Below are 18,375 nucleotides of genomic sequence, written 5' to 3'. Positions count from 1 at the left end.
ACGCAAGGAGGAATGAGCATGGTGAGATGGATCGAGCGAGTACTACTTGTGCTGGTAGCTATTGTCCTCATGCAAAGCCCTGCGTATGCGCAAACACTGAATCAACAGAACCGAGGCCTGCTGGCAGGGAATTGCGCAGGACTTTCTGGAGGAGGCCCCTATGGAGCGAACCTCAATGCGATCTGTACGGCCGGCGGGGTGGCCCAGGGAGCTGGCGGCGGTGGAGCTGCCTCTGTCCAGGCCTCAGCAGCATCAATCTTGAACCGTTCAATTTTGCAGCGCCTGGACGAGACCAGGGATGAGGATCAGTCTTCCGGACAGAAGCATGCGTCCGCGATGGTGGCGAACCCTTTCGGAGCGCTTATGCCCGGTCTGCTTGGGGGCATGGGGATGACCTCTCCTTCACAACCGATGGGGGGCCAGTCCGGTGGAATGTTCGGCATGAGCAGCGAACGGTGGAAGGGATTGGGCCTGTTTGCCTCAGGCCTCGTTGAGTCGCTCAGCCGCAACGATGGGAACTTTCAGGAAGGATACCGGTCGTCCATCTTGGGATTTACTGTGGGCGGTGATTATCGTTTCTCCAGGCAGTTTACTGCCGGGGTCGCGTATTCATACTCGAACACGACCGGGGATTTTCGGCAGGGCGGAAACTTCAGCACGAACGGTTCCGACTGGACATTTTTCGGCCAATACCTCCCGACCGATCGCACCTTCGTCCAGGTGACCGGAGGATATGGGCGCAACAGCTACTTGGTCGATCGCCGGAACAGTTTGACCCTGTCTAATATCGCCGTGGCAGGCTTTTCATCCAGCAATTCGAATAGTGATGTCTTCAGGATGGGCATGGTCACCGGATATGACCATCCGATCGGAATGTTCACTGTCGGGCCTCGCCTAGGTATCAACTACAGTCACACGCATATTCACAATTTTGAAGAACGTGGTTCAACCGGGCTTGAACTCAAATACGACGATCAATATGTGAACTCACTCCAGAGTGTGGTCGGTATGCAAGGCCAGGCTGCAATCAGCACAGGGATGGGCGTGCTGGTGCCGCAGGTCAATGCTGATTTCATCCATGAATTCGCAAATTCCCAACGCTTCCTGAATGTGCAGTATGTTGAAGACCTCAGTCCTACTCCCACCAAGTTTCGCTTTCAGAACGATGTTCCTGTCAGAAACTATTTCAATGTCGGGACCGGGCTTATGATGGTCTTGCCCAATGGCTGGCAACCGTTCGTGAATTTTCGCGCCATGGTCGGGAACAACCAGTTCAACAACTACGCTGGTATGTTTGGGTTACGAGTGGAGATGTAGAACTATGACAACCGTTTTGTGCTGACGCTCAAGGTCGCTCCCCTGCCGCGACTCGGACGTGACCGCCTGCCAGACTGTCACGCCCTGCGTTCGCCCATCGAGTATGGCCCCTCCTCGGATGAGCACAGCTGACTCTCACTTCAAGGAGCGAATCCGTGACGCCAGTGCCACCCACCTCATTCCGTCATATCTTCCCCCGAACATTCTTCCATGCTGATTTGAACTTACCGAGGTCTCGTCACGACTACCCTGCTAGAACCCAGCCATTAATATCTATGGCGCCTGAGAATACGGCTAATCTGTCCATACCATGGTCTGCTCTGCCCCATGGATGGTCATTGAGCCAGCCGCAGCGAAGGGAGAGGAGTTCATGACAGCAGCCCGGAATGATCACATCAGACCTGCGATTCTCTCGACGCATGGCCCTGTACCGTTTCCATGGGCACAGCACTGCACGACTGGATGCACGGCATCGCGACTGGTCATTATTCTCTCCCTCGGATTATCCGCTTGCTCGATGCACGAAGCCCCGCACCCTACCCTTAACGCCGATCGCTCGCAGACCACGATTCAACTCGACAAGACCGTACATTTCTCTGCTCCGGACGGTGCGCCAGTCCTCGCGACCCCGAATGAATATCTGGTTGAGCGGACGGCGGACGAGCAACTGCGGCTTATGCCGGACAAGGGGGGAGCGCCGCTGATTGTCACCGCAGACAGAGGCACCCATGACCTCGAAGTATCCGCGCCGTTTCCCCTGGTCCTTGCCATGAACGACGATGCGCGCAACGTGGTGCTGCTCATGCCAGATGGGACAGCGCTGGATGCAAGCGGTTCGCTGAGCGGGATGCAGACGCGAGACATCGTTCGACCGCGCCGCCACTATCAATTGGCCTACCACGTGAATCCGGTCACCGGGCAGGTTCAGTTCGGCGACGGCGCGACTGGCCTGCGGCCTCCGGCAGCCTCGGCAAGCCTGTCTCCGAACTATCGTGCCGGAGCCGGATCATCAGGAAATCCCGGCGTCTCACCGCCAGGCGATAGTGAAACCTCGATGATTCAACTCCAGTCGATCCTGTCCCAACGCCAGGTTGCGCTCGCCATTACCACTGCGATCACGGCCGCGCAGTCGGAGCATTTCCGCCTGGAGTATGACACCAACCGCCCTGGTGGAGACTATGCGCAGCGGACTGAAATCAGTCCTGCGTCCTGTCGCGCCGTATGCGCAGGCGATGGAAGCTGTCAGGCCTTCACCTTTGTGAAACCACCTCCTGGAGTGACACACGGGCAATGTTACCTCAAGCGAACCGTACCGGCTCCCGTCGGCGACCGCTGCTGCATCTCCGCTAAACAAAAGAATGCACAGCAAGAGCTAATCGGGAATATCGGACGATAGGGTGACTACGGCTGACGAACCGCGCGACAATGAGGAAGCCGGCCTCAGCCGGCAGAGAACCGCGAAGCTGTTTTGAAGAAAGAATATCCTATGCACAAACGTATGCTCATCGGTGTGATCGGCATCCTGGCTTTCCTGCTTCCTTCGATGAGATCGGCCGGAGAGCCTTTCCTCCCTCCAATCGTCGAAGTACCAGGCATGCTCCATTTCACCGCAGCGGACGGTACCGATGTGACAGTCCCTCCCGGCACGTATCACCTGACCGCATCCGGCACATCGCTCCTGCAACTCACTCCCCCTGAAACTGGGCCATCGCTCCTGATTCAGGCATCGCCCACGACTCATGATGAAACGATCGTGTCACCCACTGCACTGGTCGTGGTGATACATGAGGACGAGCAGCATCTCCTCTTGTTGCTACCGGATCACACCGCCCTCGACGCCAGGGGAAGTCACAGCGGCGTTCGGTCACGTGCAGGCGATTTCTCGGCCCTGGCCCTCAGCCCGAGGCAAATCAACCGTGCAATCACGCTGCAGCCCCTCGGAGCGAACGGGCCGAGTGCGCCGATCCCGATCAGTCCGTCGCAGGGAGCGATCTTCACCAACCCTACACTGCGTATCCAATGGCAAATGGGGCCTGGCTCACCAGACCCCACACGTTATGAAATATGCGTGAGCGAAGCCACTCAACCATGCCCTGGCCCCACCGCCGTGCTATTCAAGTCTGTGGGTGCCCCCTTGCGCGAACCCCTGCTCCAACCGCAACTGGGACTCGGCTCACAGCCTGGCGCGCCCGGCTTTCAGCCGCCACCGGGAGCGCCAGGTCCCGCTCCGTTTTTTCACACCGTCACGCTGCCCTATCAATTTCAGGGCAAACGGCTCCGATGGTCCGTGACGACATGCGTGCCCTATAGCGTACCGGGCACGGTCAGCCGGCTTGCGCAAAATGAAACCTGTGTGGCCTCCGAGCCACGAGCTCTCACCTGGATGCTCCCTGCCCCCACGCTCACGCTTCCCCTGGACAATACGGCCCTCGCAACGACAGACAGACAGAGGCTCCTCGCCCAGCCTTCATTCGCTTGGAACTACGCCAGTCCGCAGGGAGTCGATTACTTCCTGGTCTGCATTTTCAAGCCGGGAATGCCCTGCCCCACCCAACCGGGCGTCCAACCCTTCACCCTCGTCGCCCAGGTGCAGGGCCCAGGCCCATTCACCCTCCTCCAGGATTTGACTCCCTTCTTAGGACAACCGCTACATTGGACAGTGGCTGCCTGCAACGCAACCCTGGGCTGCACGTATCAGCCCCAATACTGGCGTATTCACATTCCCGTCACGGACGGCTCATTTGAGGCCCTCTATCAAATAACGCAACAACCCAAATGCCTCAATTGCCATCAGTTCCATCGAGAAAACGACACCTATCTCCGCCACATCCAGTTGGGCCGTTTCACCCGCGCGCAAGTCCCAGCCTCATCGATGCCAAACGGTGCTGCTATCTGCAGCACCTGTCATACTGCGGCAACTGGTTTTGTGAACAATTGGATCGCACCAAATTCCCGCAAAAGCTTTGAGCGGTCGCTTCAGGACGTCTGCAGCACCATCGTATCGAGTTTTAATGTCGGCTTATCCACCACAACCGAGGAGCATCTGCTCAAAGACCCCATTATCATGTGGGCAGCCGACAGGATCCCGGGCCTCGGCCAGAGTCGATGGAGAGAATTGGCTCAACGCTGGATGGATGGGTACAACTGGAGGGGCGGCTACAAAACGAGAAGCAGGAGCAGCGATTGCTCCGCCGATCGGGGAACGTTCACACCAAGGAAATGATGGGAAGTGACTGTGCCACCATACGATATCTGTTGACCACGATCCTGCTCGGTGTGCTCGTGAGTCTACCCTTCGCCGCGATGGCTGCAGAGGGTGGAACGGAGACGCTCCTGACCACAGTTCGACTCGACCGCCCCCTGCATTTTGCGACACCGTCCGGAGATCCCCTCCTTCTCACTCCCGGTGATTATGTCGTTGAAGTCCTGGGCACGCAAGGTCTCCAGTTGAGGAGAAAGGATCAACCACCCCTCGTGATCTCTGCCACAGCCGACAGACATGAGGAAGAATTGGAAAGCCCCTTTGCCCTGGCTGTGGCCGATGAATCGGCACCGACGCTGACGCATCTGCTCCTGCTGCTGCCGGACGGTCGCACCTTTCAATCGACCGGGAGTGACGACGGGGTCATGCCGCGGATGATCCCCACCCACATCGTGGTCGCGGTACTCAAATCCTTTGCAACTGGTTCACCGGTGAAACAGTCGCTCCAGATAGAGAGCAAGAGCAGTCGGTTCGGCACAACATATCGAACTTCCACGCTCTTCGCCGGGATGTGCGCGCTCCTCTGCCAGCGCGATGAAGACTGTCGCGCGTTTACCTGGAAACGCAACCTGGCAAAACCGGTGCAGGGAATCTGTCACTTGATGCAGGATGCCCCGCCTAAGCAGGAGGACGACTGCTGCCTGTCCGGTGTGAAACCGTCCGTCGCGGCAAAGTAACCGTTCACGCCCAATCCATCCGGCCAGCCTGTAGGGCTCGGAGAGACAACGCCCTCCTCAGCATGAGCGCCATTGCGGCCGACGAGCCTGGCGCCCGATCTACTTACAGTTCCGGGGACTCCTTTGCCATACACCCTCCCCTATTTCCGGTTACTCGCACACATCACTGGCAATTTCCTACCGGACTTCGAACGAGATCTCTTTGGTCGAGGTCTTGCCCTGCGCATCCGACAACGAGATGCGGATTCGATAGGTCCCCGTCGGGACCTTGGCATCCTTCAAGGCGATTCCCTCGAGATTGACATAGGGCTTGAGGCGATCAGTCAAATCGATCGAAATGAACTTGAGGAGCGTAACCTTTAAACTCGTCAAGTCGATCGTCACGGTTTTGGACAGGAACCGAATAAGAAATTCGGCGGCACCGGAAGTGACCGATCCGTCTTCCGGCTTCACAATATCGATCACGGGTCCGGCATCGCTCAGTCCGCGAGACCGGATTCCATCATCCGGAGCAGGGGCCAGCGCGGCTTCGCCAGGACTAATCAACCAATTCGCTTCCATCGACCCGGCAAACGCCGTCCCGCACATCAGGACACCGATCACCAGCCCAATGGGTATAGTCAGCCAACGGTCTTTCCCTGTCTGCATCACGTGACATCTCCTTTTTTTTCAGATAAGAATATTCAAGACCAATCAACATGCCCCACTCATACGCGTTTCATCTTCATAAACCACCTTCTTGATGAGACCGCGTAGGTAGTGCTGGCCCAAGGTGAATCAGATCGATGAACTACAGCGTGACCTCTTCACCTATGTCAAAACAGTTCCGCTTCATGGTGCCATGATCCCGACTGAACTGCGGACAGACTTTGGATAATCGGGAGCATGCGGCTGAGTCCTTTCGGCTAACCTCTCAATACGTTTTCCGCTTCCATTCCCGATATCTCCCCCCTTACGATACTGCCTTCACAGTGAGGAGCTTTCTCATATGTCAGGTGTATCACAGGACCAACTCGAACAACTCGTTCAGGGTCAGCATTGGGATCCCCTCGCGATTCTTGGCCCCCACCCGATCGTCCAGGGGAATTCCCAGACTGTTGTAGTTCGCTGCTTCCTGCCAGAGGCCATCGATGTTGCCCTGCTTCTCGACGGGCAAGATCGGCAGCCCATTCCGATGACGCGCGCCCATGAAGCCGGTCTGTTTGAAGCGATCGTTCCTGGACCGCTCGGGCCGGTCCCTTATCGTCTTCGCATCACTGGCCATGCGGGCCAGGTCTCGGAGCGGCATGATCCCTATGCCTTTCCTCCCCTTCTCAGCGACTTTGAGCTGCATCTCTTTGCCGAGGGCACCTTCTTCAAAGCCTACGAGACAATGGGCGCCCATCTCAGGACCGTGCAGGGGATCGTGGGAGTTCATTTTGTCGTCTGGGCACCGAATGCCCTACGAGTCAGTATCGTAGGCGACTTTAACCAATGGGATGGCCGACGCCACCCCATGACAAATCGCGGAGCCACCGGCCTCTGGGAACTCTTCATTCCCAACCTCGCTGACGGCACACTCTATAAATATGAAATCCGTTCTCGCCATCATGCCGCCCCACTCCTAAAAGCCGATCCTTATGCGGTGGCATCGGAGCTGCGCCCCAAGACCGCGTCGATTGTCCACGCGCGCGCTCCCTACCGCTGGAAAGACCAGTCCTGGATGGCGACTCGGGCACAGCAAGGCCCACTCGCCATGCCCCTCTCAATTTACGAGGCCCATCTCGGATCCTGGATGCGTATCCCTGAGGAAGGGAATCGCTGGCTCACGTATTCAGAGCTTGCAGAGAAGCTGATCCCTTACGTGAAGAATATGGGATATACCCACGTCGAGCTGCTCCCAATCACCGAGCATCCCTTCGACGGATCCTGGGGCTATCAGTCCACCGGTTACTTCGCCGCAACCAGCCGGCACGGGTGTCCCGAAGACTTCATGGCCTTCGTTGACAGGGCGCATCAGGCCGGAATCGGTGTACTCATGGACTGGACTCCCGCGCATTTCCCAGACGATCCGCATGGGCTGTCCCAATTTGACGGCACACACCTCTACGACCATGCCGACCCGAGACTCGGCTACCATCCTGACTGGCATAGCCGCATCTTCAATTACGATCGCGTTGAGGTCCGGAACTTCCTGATGAACAGCGCCCTCTTTTGGCTGGATCGCTACCACATCGATGGTCTGCGCGTGGATGCCGTCGCTTCGATGCTCTATCTCGATTACGGGCGAAAAGAAGGAGAATGGATTCCCAATCAGTTCGGCGGGCACGAAAACCTCGGTGCCGTCACGTTACTCAAAGACTTGAATGTCCTGGTCCACCGTGACTTCCCCGGCGCCATCACCATCGCCGAAGAGTCCACGTCCTGGCCCGGAGTCTCACGCCCAACCTATACCGGAGGACTCGGCTTCACGTTTAAGTGGAACATGGGCTGGATGCACGACATGCTGGAATATTTCAGCCGCGATGCCGTCCACCGCCCCTCCCACCAGAATCAGCTGACGTTTGGTCTGCTCTACGCCTTCAATGAAAACTTTGTCCTGGTGCTCTCGCACGATGAAGTCGTGCATGGAAAACGAGCGCTGCTCGACAAGATGCCCGGGGACGAGTGGCAACGCTTTGCCAACCTCCGCGCGCTCTACAGCTTCATGTACGGGCATCCCGGCAAAAAAATGCTGTTTATGGGTGGGGAGTTCGGACAGTGGCGTGAGTGGAACCATGATACCAGCCTGGCATGGCATCTCTGCGCGCTGGATCGCCATGTGGGGATCCAGCGGTTCGTGCGGGATCTTAACTGGCTCTACCGCCAGGAACCGGCGCTGCACGAACTCGACCATGACTGGACCGGCTTCCAATGGGTCGACTTTCGCGATGCAGACCATTCCGTCATCGCCTTCCTGAGAAAAGCCAAGGACCAGGACAACCAGATATTGTGTGTCTGTAACTTCACCCCGGTTCCCCGCTACAACTATCGAATCGGCGTACCTCGCGAAGGCTACTACCGTGAGCTACTAAACAGCGATGCCTCGGCCTACGGCGGGAGCAACCTGGGCAATGCAGGAGGACTCCAGACACAGGCCCTCCCCTCTCATGGTCTACCCCATTCACTCGCAGTGACCTTACCGCCCTTATCGGCATTGTTTCTCAAGCGAGCCTGATCGAGCAGCGCGCTGGGAAAACCCTCCAACGCAAAAACCATGAAACGTTTCTCGGGAAACGCATCAGGCTTCCGGAATACGAGCTGATGGCTGAATGCTGACGGCTGACAACATGAGTTGCGAGAGACGGTCGCCTTACGAGCGACGAACAAAGAGGACTACCAGGTGCGGAACGGCCCGCAATCGAGATGGATGAAGTGCTTACGCGGATAGTACCCGACCCCACCGTACTGAAGCTTCATCGCAGCATGCCGCAGCTCACGAGGAGTGACGCCAGGAATATAGAAATCGAGCGCCTGCCCTTCCATATGTAAGCTGTGCCGAGCCACTCTCCGGCTCCGTTTCACGAGCTGTGCATTGAACTCGGGTGACCGATAGCCGGAAATGACGTGGATCTCCCCGGCGCCATCGACCGACTTCTGCACGAGATTCACATGTTCCAGCATCCGCACGTCGATGGCAGCCACTTCTCCCGTGTGATGGCAGCGAAGAATATGGTTCACCTCATCCAACGCCGTCAGATCATAGTTCCCCGCCTCGTCTCGGTAACGGACTCGCAGCCGTTCGTCGGTGTGCACGTTGAAGAACGTCAACTCCCCATCGGGGAGTTCGTCCGCACGTGCGACCGAGGGACACAACAGCCTGCTGCCGAGTAACAAAAGCCCGACAACGGACGTTTTCAAGAGAGACCGACGAGTCCAGGACCAGGGATCTTGATGTAGCAAAGAGGGGCTCCAGGAGAAAATGCACTGCAAGTTGCAGAACAACTCTTTCGCTTGTATCAAACACAGGCGAGTCCGTCAACCATTTCCTCTACTGGCCCATGTGCGTGGCATCAATGAGAACTGCCACGTACAGCAATATTCGTACTATCAGCCCTATCCTATCGCCGTGAACGCATGATGTCGGGAATTGTGAATTGATCGTTCTACCCTAAACTTTCAGCGGTCGGACTCTGGTATGATCGAGCATACTAGGACCATTGATCATGGCACAACATACGCGGCCTGCTTCATCTTGTCGTGATACGTCCCCTGTAGGAATGGCGTTGCTCACCTCTGGGCTTCTACTCTTCGGCAATGCCGACGCGGCCCTCGCCGGTCGCATCCTCATCGCAGGGTATGGCGCTGAATTATCTGTCGTACAAGCTCTGGCAAAAGCCTATGAGCGGCTACATCCAGGCACGGCGATCGACCTCGAATGGGAGAGCACCGTGCGGGCCGCTCATCTGGTGAAAACCGGAGAAGCACAGATCGCCGTCACCGACCAACCAGATCCTGCACTCAAATCCACGCAGATTGCATGGGATGGCATCGCGGTCATTGTCAATTTCTCAAACCCTGTCAAATCCCTGTCCAGCGCCCAAGTCAGAAGGTTATTCTCTGCACAGATCATCAGCTGGTCTGAGTTGGATGGCGCCGCAACCAACATAGAAGTGATTCCTCGCACAGCAGCAAACAATCTCACGATCGGCTTCAAGGATTCATTGGGCCTCACGGAGCGGATGGTGGCAGCGGCGGCCCCGGTTCGTTCTGATCAGAATCTATTGAGTCTGGTATCCGGACGTGACGCCACGATCAGCTATATTTCCCTAGCCACAGCGTTGAAAGCGCAAGAGGATGGCATTTCGATTCAGATCCTCACGATCGATCAGGTCGATCCAGGAGACGCCACCGTAAAAAATGGGCGATACCGTCTGCGGCGACCGGTCCTCATGCTCACCGGAACACAACCGGACCCACTCACCGAATCATTCCTCGCCTTCGTCCGGTCGGTCAACGGGCAAGAGTTGCTCCGTAGCATGTTCGTTCCCCTTGAACCATCAGATCCCACGACTATTCCTTCAACGGTGCAACAACTCGACCGATCCTCACCGAGATCGTGATAGCCGCGGCTCCCCATCAACTTCTCCCTGGACAGGAGAACCCAACATAGGTAAGATCCAAAACATTACGGATACCTCTGACGCTATGCCTACAATTCTTGTTATCGACGACGAAGAATCGATCCGAAGCCTTCTGAAGGAAGTCCTTCAGAGAGCCAACCACCGTGTGCTCGAAGCCCGCGATGGTCGTGAGGGATTGACGCTCTACCAGCAGAACAAAGTGGATCTGGTCCTCATGGACATTCTGATGCCCGGAACCGACGGCCTGGAAACCACCTTACAGCTCACACGAGAATATCTCGACGCGAAAGTCATCGCCATGACCGGAGCCCAGGGGGATAAAAACTTCCTCGATGTGGCCAAGCTATTTGGAGCCAGGCGCGTCTTCGAAAAGCCTTTCGACCTCGATAAACTCATGCAAGCTATCGACGAAGAACTCGCCAAGTAGCCAGACGTATCACTCCCATCCTACCGGGTCGTAGCCACGCTCATTTAGACAACGCTGAACGAACTGTTTATAGGCATTGCTCGGGGGAGAGCGCCGAAAAAGGCCACGGAGAAATCCTCCGGTTGCACCGGCGGCAGCCCCCACCATCGCACCACGGCCAGGATGGCCAACGACCGCTCCGCCGACCGCTCCACTCGCCGACCCAATCGCTCCACCAGTGGTCGTACTGCCGGCAACCTGTCCACTCTTGCTGCTGCTAGCGGTTGCGCCTGCGTCTTGGGCCATCTCCCGGCACTCGTCGATGTCTCGATCAGCCACATCCGCGCCGACTTCCTTCAAATGTGCATTGGGATAGAGAATCGGTTTGGGAGCTGCACAGCCCAAGACGAGAAACAGGATGATCAGAAAACTCCATGATCGAGCCATCACGACCTCCACATGTCACCAGCAACGCGATTGGACGAGCCGCGTTGACTTATCGGCCCCCACTGAGCTCCTTCCTGACTAAGGAACGCATCATCACTGGATCGTTGTAGGCCACTTCACTCAAGGCATCCATAATATGGAGCCCTTTCGTCGCGACGAACTCCTTGGCCTTGGCATAGTTCTTTACCGTAAATCGCGCCACCGCCGGCTGACCATTCACAATCTGACAAGCCAGGATCTCGCCGTTCACTTCCAGCGTGCCCCCCTGCTCGACCAGGGTCTTCGCCTGCGCCGGCGTGATGCCATGGAGTTGCGCAAACTCCTCTAACCCACCTGTTTCAACTAATCGTCCATCCGGCATGATGCAAAGCCGTTTAAAATGCGGAGACCAATCCTTGCGGAAGTCGATAAACTTGATGTCGCCACCTTTCGCCACCGCACGATCCAGCGTTCGATAATCGAGTCCAAGATTCTTCTGTTCAAGCTTCGTTTTCAATTCATCCGGCAAGGTGCGAGTGAACACCTCGAATGCGGCGGCAGGAAGAACCAGCGATCGTGCGCGGGCCAATTGCTCCGCCTCGGCAAACTGCATCAGATCCAGCACGAAGGTCTGCTTGGGCACAACACCGGTCTGGTCGATGACACAGGCAAACAGTCCTCGTGTCAGGACCCCCCCGATCTGCGGATAGACATAGACCCCGCCCTCGGTCAGCAAGGTGGTCATCGTCTCCAGCGGAACCTCATAACTTTCCGACAAAACCTTCGCATGACCTGGAAGGTCTTCCTGATGCGTCATGGCGCAGGCGGTCACATTCCCCGGTGCGTCGAACTCAGAATAGTCCTCAATGACGTTATAGAGAACGGTGGGCTTTGGCTTGTCCGATTTTTTCTTAATTTTAAACATGATAGAGACAGCTCCAAGTGGCTAATATACAATCAATATTACGAATCTATCGTTTCAGGTGATGATAGGGTGGCAACGTCATCAATCGTCCATCCTCAACCGGTCCGCCCATTGTAAAATGATACAACGATTGAAACGAGCGCCCCTTCATCCCGACGATCTCATGGACCGGGTCATCAAAGAAGCAGCCGATCCCTGTTCCTCGCACCCCTGCTGCCTCAGCTTCAAGATACAACACTTGCCCCACCAAGCCCGCCTCCCAGAATAAGCGTGGATACCACCAAGCCCCACCCTCCCGCAAGCGACCTTCAAACTCAGCAATCATCCCCAGCGAAAAGGCGCTGTCTCCTGCAATCTCTTGATGACAACTCACTTGCACTGCCGCCTTCTTCGCATCGCCCTCCAGCAGCCAATAGAGCGGCAACGTTTCAGGACATCCGGGGACCGGATTCCAGACCAACTCCTCGTTCATCGACTGCTGGAGCAGCGGCCCCATGCTCCGATCACGGACCAGGAGATAGAGCCCCGGAATCAATCCATCCACGCGATGCACAAACAACAAGAGATGAATCGCAGGCTTCCACGGCAAGACATCCCACGGCATCGGCCTGTCCAGCTGTGGCAACTCTGCCGCAGGCATGAGGCGACTCAATATCCGAAAGAATGTGCCGGATGTAATGGATGTCTTCCCGTCGAAGGAAACAGCGCTCCGCCTTTGCCGAATAAGCTGGCCAGCAGTGGGACCAACGTCGACCGCCTCTCGCGAAGCCTCGTTCGTAAACCACCGTCGCGGCGCAGCCTTCTGTTGTTCCGCGCTCGACTTCCAGGACGCCTCGGCCACTTCGTCGATAATCTCCCAATGTACTCCATGCTCGCCGCTTAATTTGTTCGCCTTGCCATGCCAGATCCCGCTCACAAGAGCCGTTACCGTCGCTGTATCGACCTGTACGGGGATCTCGCAATCTTGCCCCTTCGCCGCAGGCCAGAGTAGACAGAGACAGTCCGGATGCTCCCGTTCCGTCTGAGCAAAATCCTCTATTCGATCGGTACCTAATAGTGCCGCAACAGTATCTTGCGATACACCATCCAGCAGCACCATATTCCAGCCGAGCGTGGCAGCCGCAATCCGTGCGGTACCGATCGCATGCCCCACATCGTGATTACAGTAGCGAAAGGCCCGCTCACCGTACTTCCAGGCTTCACGCCAATGAATCGAGGTGAGTCCGACCAGAAACGACTGTTGTGGAAAGGGGGCGAGGAGTCGGGCAATACCCTCCGCATCGAACGCCGCCCGTAGCTCAATTCCATGCTCCTTGGGCGCATAGTGATAGAGGCCGGCCTTCAGGTCTACGCCGTCCATCTGCGGCAACAGGAGATAACCCTCCGTTGGATGGAGATTCCCCGACGAGGGATTATTGCGCAACGCCCACTGCATATCTCCGGCTTTTTTCCAGGCAGATAAGCCGAGAGAATATTCCAAAAACCGTGAGAGTGCGGTCAACGTGACCGGCTTGGCAGCCACTCCTTCTCGCTTATAAATCGCATCGTAGGATGGAGACAGCGGCTCTTCCTCGGGCGTCAACAATGGAAGGGACCTTAGCTCGGCCCCATCAAATCGCCGAAAGGGATCGGGCTGGTTCGCCCAGTCCAGATGCCCGAGCGAACGGGCATACCGGTTGAAATGATGCTTGGTCTGAACGTGGTAACGAATCACGCGATCGATGGGATCGGTCGGCGCAGTCTCGACTGGTTCACGGTACAGGGGAATTTCTGTGGCCATCGCAATGGGTTATAGTCTACAGAGCGGGGAGAAGGAAAGTAAACGCGACGAGATCGGACAGGACCGATGAGCGCTAAACAGGCACCGGCAACATGACTCTCATCATGAAACGCAAGGATGGATATGGTACTGAGGCGGGCGCTACGACCGCGCGGGCGCGACAGCCGATTCGGCTGTCTGGGAATGGCCTGCCGCTTTGCACCAGCGAGGCAGTTGCTCTGCCAGACCGCAGGCAGTCAGGTACTCACGATCAATGGGAGTGGGGATACCGCTCGTCGTCGCAGGATCGCTCGTCTCCTCCAACGCGTTGGCCACATGGACAGCCGCCAAGAGACTAAATCCATCTTGAAAGCGTTCCCCCGGATGATGATGATACGCCACGGCTTCCACGATGGCATCACTCACCCCCCAAAGCCCCAGCAAATAGGCCCCTACATCTTCATGCGACGCCTTGAACACCGCCCGTTCGGCGTCGCAGACCGACAGACGGTCGTGACGCAAATTCGCCAGCACTTCGCTGTACTGCTCAGGAAAATTCGTACTGAGAATCAAGAGACCGATGTCATGGAGCAATCCGGCCATGAAGGCCCCCTCCACACCGAGCGAGCCGATATCCTGACTCTTCGCAATATCCCGCGCAGTCGTACCGGTAATGAGGCCATGTTTCCACATGGTCTCCAGCGGAATTGGTGCCCGTTTACTGCCTTCAAACTGTGCAAATACTTGTACGGAGAGCACCAGCGCCTTCACCGAGTCGATTCCCAGAAGGGCTATCGCATGGGCCGGACTGGAGATCGTACGTCGAAGCCCGAAAAAAGAAGAATTCACGACTTGAAGCAATTTAGACACCATGGCCATGTCTTGGGAGATAATGCGAGTGGCCACGTCGGCCGAGGCGGTGGAAGAACCCATCGCAGCCACCAGCTCCTGATACAGATGCGGAAGACTCGGCAAGGTACGGATCCCGGCAATCAACGTGCGCAGGGATTCATTCGTCAGGCGAGCCCCCAGCGCACCGCCCCGTGCAATGGTTGACGTCAACACCTCCGCCGTAAATGGCATCGGAATGAACTGGTGTGCGACTTCCAACGCCGACACGATCGTGGCACGGTGGGCACAGCTTGAAGATGCAATGCGAATGACATGAGGAGCTCGAATTTTCACTTCCGCCAATAGTTGAAGCCCTCCCATTCCCGTGAGGTGGACATCCGAAAGGATCACGTCAACCGGCGACTGCGCAACAATCGCCAAAGCCTCTTCTTCCTTCGCGACAAACTCCATTTCCCACTCGTTCGACGATGGGGAGAGCAAGGACTGTAGCGACGCGAGCGCTTCTGATTCCGCCATCACGAATACAACCCGCTTTTTCATAGAACCTCATGATTTGACGAACCGTGCAGACCCCGTCGTTTTCTCTGTCGGAACAACCGGCAGCTGACTTGAGAGACCGGCAGGCCCCGACGAACTGACGAATGACCCGCTGTTGACAATCTGCCTCATTGACCTCCTTTTCTCTCCACGCGTATGCTGCAGTCAGCATCACCAAAGAGGGACCCATGCAACACGACCCAGCTCTCGCCGCTCAACTCTCGTTCAGTCGCGCAGAAACCAACCAGGAACTCGGTGCCGACTGGGACGATGCCGCCGAGGCCGAAGCCATTTTCTCCTCGAATGCCGGTTCCACAGCCCGAGCGGCCTACGAGCAGCTGCTTACACTCGCGGCTCGTTACCCGAAAGCCTACTCCTTCCAGGCCTTCTGTATCTTCATCACCTGGCAGCAGGTGACGGAGGAGACCATCGCGCATCATTTCCAGACCGGCCTCCGGCTCTGCGAAACCTTTCTCGCCTCTCCTGACGGAAAACATCCAGACGACTTCGAGCAGATCACCGAACTCTATGGGTCATTTCGCGATGGGTTAGGACTCGATGAAGAGGATGAGATTCAAGTCGAGTTCAGAAAAGATACGCCGAAGGGGGGAGACTAGCGGACGCGTATCCCATGAAACGTCGTTCGTGAAGCAATTCCGGAATCTGTCGGCCTGTTAATCTGTTGAGTGTCCGACCCATCATCAGATCGTCTACGGTCTTCCCCTTCACGCTTCACGAAACAATGGCTGAGAACGACAAACATCGGGCACGCATTTTTCTCCACCGCGGCCAACTCACGCAGGCCAAAGCTGCATATGAGCAGGCCATTGCAGATGATCGCCTGGCCAATGACCTCCGCGCCCTCTCCGATTCACTCGGCAATCTAGGCAACGTCTGCGCGCAATCGGGCGACCTGGATCAGGCAGAATCCTGTTACCGGGAAGTGCTCACCATTCAGCGCACAGAACGGAACCAGCATGCCATCGCCCACACCTTGGTCAATCTCGGCAATCTTCACATCGGCGCCGACCATCCAGAGAAAGCCCGCCCCTACTACCTTGAAGCCTTGGATCTGCTGCGTGACCTCAAAGACGACCGCGCACTCGGCATTCTCTACAATAACTTGGCACTACAGGAAGCTCGTGAGCAGCAATGGGAGCAGGCTGTCGCATCGTTCAAACAGGCCCTCGACTGCCATCGGATTGTCGGAAACGAAGAAGGGCTGGCGGTGACCTATAGTCAACTGGGCAAGTGTTTTCTGGATCAGGGCGACCTGACCCATGCCGAACGATGCCTGAACAATGCCTCGGAACATTACATCAAGCTCGGCAATGAGCCGGCCGAAGCCGCCGTACTTCGGCTCCTTGCTACCCTATACGGCACTCGTCGGGATCTAATATCTGCGAGGCGCTGCCTTGAGCGAGTCGTCTCTCTCGACCAACGATACGGCTTGCCTGAACTTTCCACCGACTCGGCCCATCTCTCCACGCTCAAACTATCCAGCTAGCCCCTTCTCCCTGTACCACTCGTTCTGAATCGTTTTTACCCGCTGTCCAGTACTTCCTCAATATGCGCGAGATCGAATACGACGCCTTTCTGGACAGAATCTAGTCCTCTGCTATCTTTGAGGAGTCGCCGCTGTTGCTTCAAGCTTTACCCTGAAATGGCCGACAGGACATTAGATGTGGAGTCGCATGCCATTTCTTACTCGGGTTCTCACGACATTCGTTCTTGGCGCGGTCATGACCGCGCCCGGCGCCTACGCCGCAGAGGGCTCACCCGCGATCACCGTCGGGACGCAGGAGGTCGGACTCACCGCCGGCTACATGCTTCCCCATCGACTGACCGCAGACCACACAACCAAGCAAAAGGGGCCTGCCTTCATGCCCTCTTGGATGATGACCCTCACGGACCCCGTCGGTGACGGATGGTACCGGGGCCAGGTGTCGATCGGGGCGGAAGTCGTCTACATCCAGTTTAATGAACCGGTACTCACACATGGCATCGGATTTACGCCCAAGATCAAATACTCCTTTGTCGCTCTCGATCAAGTCCGTCCCTATGTCGAATTTGCCGGCGGCCCCTTCTGGACCGATCTTGGAGGGAAGATCCCCGAAGAGTCCTCACGATTCAACTTCGTGCTGACGGCGGGATTCGGCCTGTCCTGGTTCATCACGCCGCAGACATCGCTCAACGTCGGCTACCGCTTTCATCACATCTCGAACGCCGGCACGCGCTATCCAAACTTGGGATTGAACGCGAGCCTCCCGTTCGGTGGGTTCTCATTCTATTTTTAAGGAGAGAGTCACCATGAGGCAGCACCTATTCCGCTGGACGCTCGTAGGGGTGATGGGAATCGCCAGCACGACCATCGGCTGTAGCAGATGGATCGACGTCATGCCTTCCTCGACGCTGCAGGAAGAATCCGTCACCCGTTCCATCTCCAACGACGAGCGCGTGCCGCTCGTGATGGATGGGATCCGGATGATGCAGAACGGTGCTCCTCAAAATCCTTCGGCCGAGATCGAACGCCGCATCATGAACACGGTACAGGAAACCCGTCTCTTTTCGACGCTGCTTCCACTTGGAGAGAATGTGGCCTCGCTCGGCAAGAAAGCGGTGACCGCCCGGATCACGTTCGATGAAACCGTCGAACCCCATTCCGGAGCAGCGGCCTGGAAGGGGTTTGTCATTGGCGCCTCTATGTTCCTGCTCTCCCCCGTCATCGAACTGCACTACGACTATGCCGCAACAGCCACACTGGAACTCGAACGGTGGGATGGACAGGTGAAACGCTACGAGGCACAGTCGTCCGGCAGGGCTCACTACAATCTGTTCGGCGCCTCGCCGATTATGATCAGCGAACTGAAGGGAGAAGTCGCTGAAGCCTGCCTGACCGAACTGATGGATCAACTCGTTCGCGATACCCCCTTCTACATGGCCAGCAGCAGCCCCCTCCCGGACTCCCCCATTCTCACTGTGACCGTGAAGTCACGGAAACCGCTCCGTTCCGCCTCATCGCGTTCTGCTGTTCCCGTCTCAACCACACCAACCCCATAAAGAGGATCTGTCTCCTCCCTCAACTCCGCTCAGGCCGACCAGCTCCACGCAC

Annotated in this window: 17 protein-coding genes; 11 read left to right on the top strand and 6 right to left on the bottom strand. The window is 56.9% G+C overall.

What is annotated here, in order from left to right:
• Positions 1–18: 18 nt before the first annotated feature.
• From Q8N00_17265 to Q8N00_17250, 4 genes are all read left to right on the top strand, one after another.
• Complete coding sequence (locus Q8N00_17265; protein MDP2384534.1) at positions 19–1,317, top strand: autotransporter outer membrane beta-barrel domain-containing protein; 1,299 nt, start codon at positions 19–21, stop codon at positions 1,315–1,317.
• A 370-nt stretch (positions 1,318–1,687) separates the two neighbouring features.
• On the top strand, positions 1,688–2,713 hold the full coding sequence (locus Q8N00_17260) for a PAN domain-containing protein (GenBank protein MDP2384533.1): 1,026 nt from the start codon (positions 1,688–1,690) through the stop codon (positions 2,711–2,713).
• Between the two features lie 90 nt (positions 2,714–2,803).
• Positions 2,804–4,540 (top strand): hypothetical protein, encoded by a 1,737-nt coding sequence (locus tag Q8N00_17255; protein MDP2384532.1) that lies wholly within the window; start codon positions 2,804–2,806, stop codon positions 4,538–4,540.
• Positions 4,537–5,256, top strand: coding sequence for a PAN domain-containing protein (locus Q8N00_17250; protein MDP2384531.1), 720 nt, complete (start codon positions 4,537–4,539; stop codon positions 5,254–5,256). The genes Q8N00_17255 and Q8N00_17250 overlap by 4 nt, the downstream gene beginning before the upstream one ends.
• Positions 5,257–5,433: 177 nt before the next feature.
• Here Q8N00_17250 and Q8N00_17245 read toward each other — a convergent pair whose 3' ends face one another.
• Entirely contained in the window at positions 5,434–5,907 is a 474-nt protein-coding gene (locus Q8N00_17245; protein ID MDP2384530.1) for a hypothetical protein, read from the bottom strand.
• Positions 5,908–6,244: 337 nt separating this feature from the next.
• On the opposite strand from Q8N00_17245, the gene glgB reads away from it, so the two are divergent.
• Positions 6,245–8,452, top strand: coding sequence for a 1,4-alpha-glucan branching protein GlgB (gene glgB, locus Q8N00_17240; protein ID MDP2384529.1), 2,208 nt, complete (start codon positions 6,245–6,247; stop codon positions 8,450–8,452).
• Between the two features lie 158 nt (positions 8,453–8,610).
• Here glgB and Q8N00_17235 read toward each other — a convergent pair whose 3' ends face one another.
• The gene (locus tag Q8N00_17235) at positions 8,611–9,135 is read right to left on the bottom strand and encodes a DUF882 domain-containing protein (protein MDP2384528.1); all 525 of its coding nucleotides are present in this window, start codon (positions 9,133–9,135) and stop codon (positions 8,611–8,613) included.
• A 305-nt stretch (positions 9,136–9,440) separates the two neighbouring features.
• On the opposite strand from Q8N00_17235, the gene Q8N00_17230 reads away from it, so the two are divergent.
• Both Q8N00_17230 and Q8N00_17225 read left to right on the top strand, forming a co-directional pair.
• Positions 9,441–10,337: a substrate-binding domain-containing protein gene (locus Q8N00_17230; protein MDP2384527.1), complete on the top strand. Its 897-nt coding sequence runs from the start codon at positions 9,441–9,443 to the stop codon at positions 10,335–10,337.
• 85 nt (positions 10,338–10,422) lie between these two features.
• Positions 10,423–10,785 (top strand): response regulator, encoded by a 363-nt coding sequence (locus Q8N00_17225; protein ID MDP2384526.1) that lies wholly within the window; start codon positions 10,423–10,425, stop codon positions 10,783–10,785.
• A gap of 9 nt (positions 10,786–10,794) precedes the next feature.
• Here Q8N00_17225 and Q8N00_17220 read toward each other — a convergent pair whose 3' ends face one another.
• From Q8N00_17220 to Q8N00_17205, 4 genes are all read right to left on the bottom strand, one after another.
• Complete coding sequence (locus tag Q8N00_17220; GenBank protein MDP2384525.1) at positions 10,795–11,211, bottom strand: glycine zipper family protein; 417 nt, start codon at positions 11,209–11,211, stop codon at positions 10,795–10,797.
• Positions 11,212–11,260: 49 nt separating this feature from the next.
• A complete protein-coding gene (locus Q8N00_17215; GenBank protein ID MDP2384524.1) occupies positions 11,261–12,115 on the bottom strand; it encodes a hypothetical protein in 855 nt (284 codons plus the stop codon).
• A gap of 46 nt (positions 12,116–12,161) precedes the next feature.
• Positions 12,162–13,895, bottom strand: a complete 1,734-nt coding sequence (locus tag Q8N00_17210; GenBank protein ID MDP2384523.1) for a SagB/ThcOx family dehydrogenase — start codon at positions 13,893–13,895, stop codon at positions 12,162–12,164.
• 141 nt (positions 13,896–14,036) lie between these two features.
• Positions 14,037–15,266, bottom strand: a complete 1,230-nt coding sequence (locus Q8N00_17205; GenBank protein MDP2384522.1) for a response regulator — start codon at positions 15,264–15,266, stop codon at positions 14,037–14,039.
• Between the two features lie 185 nt (positions 15,267–15,451).
• Between Q8N00_17205 and Q8N00_17200 the strand changes: the two genes are divergently transcribed.
• The 4 genes from Q8N00_17200 (at position 15,452) to Q8N00_17185 (ending at position 18,323) form a co-directional block, all read left to right on the top strand.
• The gene (locus Q8N00_17200; protein MDP2384521.1) at positions 15,452–15,880 is read left to right on the top strand and encodes a hypothetical protein; all 429 of its coding nucleotides are present in this window, start codon (positions 15,452–15,454) and stop codon (positions 15,878–15,880) included.
• Between the two features lie 125 nt (positions 15,881–16,005).
• Positions 16,006–16,770, top strand: a complete 765-nt coding sequence (locus Q8N00_17195) for a tetratricopeptide repeat protein (protein MDP2384520.1) — start codon at positions 16,006–16,008, stop codon at positions 16,768–16,770.
• Positions 16,771–16,957: 187 nt separating this feature from the next.
• On the top strand, positions 16,958–17,560 hold the full coding sequence (locus tag Q8N00_17190) for an acyloxyacyl hydrolase (GenBank protein ID MDP2384519.1): 603 nt from the start codon (positions 16,958–16,960) through the stop codon (positions 17,558–17,560).
• Positions 17,561–17,573: 13 nt separating this feature from the next.
• Positions 17,574–18,323, top strand: coding sequence for a hypothetical protein (locus tag Q8N00_17185; protein MDP2384518.1), 750 nt, complete (start codon positions 17,574–17,576; stop codon positions 18,321–18,323).
• Positions 18,324–18,375: the final 52 nt, after the last annotated feature.

Source organism: Nitrospirota bacterium, from assembly GCA_030684575.1.
In the GTDB taxonomy this organism is placed as follows: Bacteria; Nitrospirota; Nitrospiria; order Nitrospirales; family Nitrospiraceae; genus Palsa-1315.
The sequence above is the reverse complement of the archived record's forward strand: the minus strand, read 5'-3'. Positions and strand labels throughout refer to the sequence as shown.

Coding starts and splice junctions, on each gene's coding strand:
- glgB (MDP2384529.1), top strand. CDS start 6,245: ATGTCAGGTGTATCACAGGACCAACTCGAACAACTCGTTCAGGGTCAG.
- Q8N00_17250 (MDP2384531.1), top strand. CDS start 4,537: ATGATGGGAAGTGACTGTGCCACCATACGATATCTGTTGACCACGATC.
- Q8N00_17210 (MDP2384523.1), bottom strand. CDS start 13,895: ATGGCCACAGAAATTCCCCTGTACCGTGAACCAGTCGAGACTGCGCCG.
- Q8N00_17205 (MDP2384522.1), bottom strand. CDS start 15,266: ATGAAAAAGCGGGTTGTATTCGTGATGGCGGAATCAGAAGCGCTCGCG.
- Q8N00_17190 (MDP2384519.1), top strand. CDS start 16,958: ATGCCATTTCTTACTCGGGTTCTCACGACATTCGTTCTTGGCGCGGTC.
- Q8N00_17265 (MDP2384534.1), top strand. CDS start 19: ATGGTGAGATGGATCGAGCGAGTACTACTTGTGCTGGTAGCTATTGTC.
- Q8N00_17200 (MDP2384521.1), top strand. CDS start 15,452: ATGCAACACGACCCAGCTCTCGCCGCTCAACTCTCGTTCAGTCGCGCA.
- Q8N00_17215 (MDP2384524.1), bottom strand. CDS start 12,115: ATGTTTAAAATTAAGAAAAAATCGGACAAGCCAAAGCCCACCGTTCTC.
- Q8N00_17220 (MDP2384525.1), bottom strand. CDS start 11,211: ATGGCTCGATCATGGAGTTTTCTGATCATCCTGTTTCTCGTCTTGGGC.
- Q8N00_17185 (MDP2384518.1), top strand. CDS start 17,574: ATGAGGCAGCACCTATTCCGCTGGACGCTCGTAGGGGTGATGGGAATC.
- Q8N00_17225 (MDP2384526.1), top strand. CDS start 10,423: ATGCCTACAATTCTTGTTATCGACGACGAAGAATCGATCCGAAGCCTT.
- Q8N00_17260 (MDP2384533.1), top strand. CDS start 1,688: ATGACAGCAGCCCGGAATGATCACATCAGACCTGCGATTCTCTCGACG.
- Q8N00_17255 (MDP2384532.1), top strand. CDS start 2,804: ATGCACAAACGTATGCTCATCGGTGTGATCGGCATCCTGGCTTTCCTG.
- Q8N00_17230 (MDP2384527.1), top strand. CDS start 9,441: ATGGCACAACATACGCGGCCTGCTTCATCTTGTCGTGATACGTCCCCT.
- Q8N00_17195 (MDP2384520.1), top strand. CDS start 16,006: ATGGCTGAGAACGACAAACATCGGGCACGCATTTTTCTCCACCGCGGC.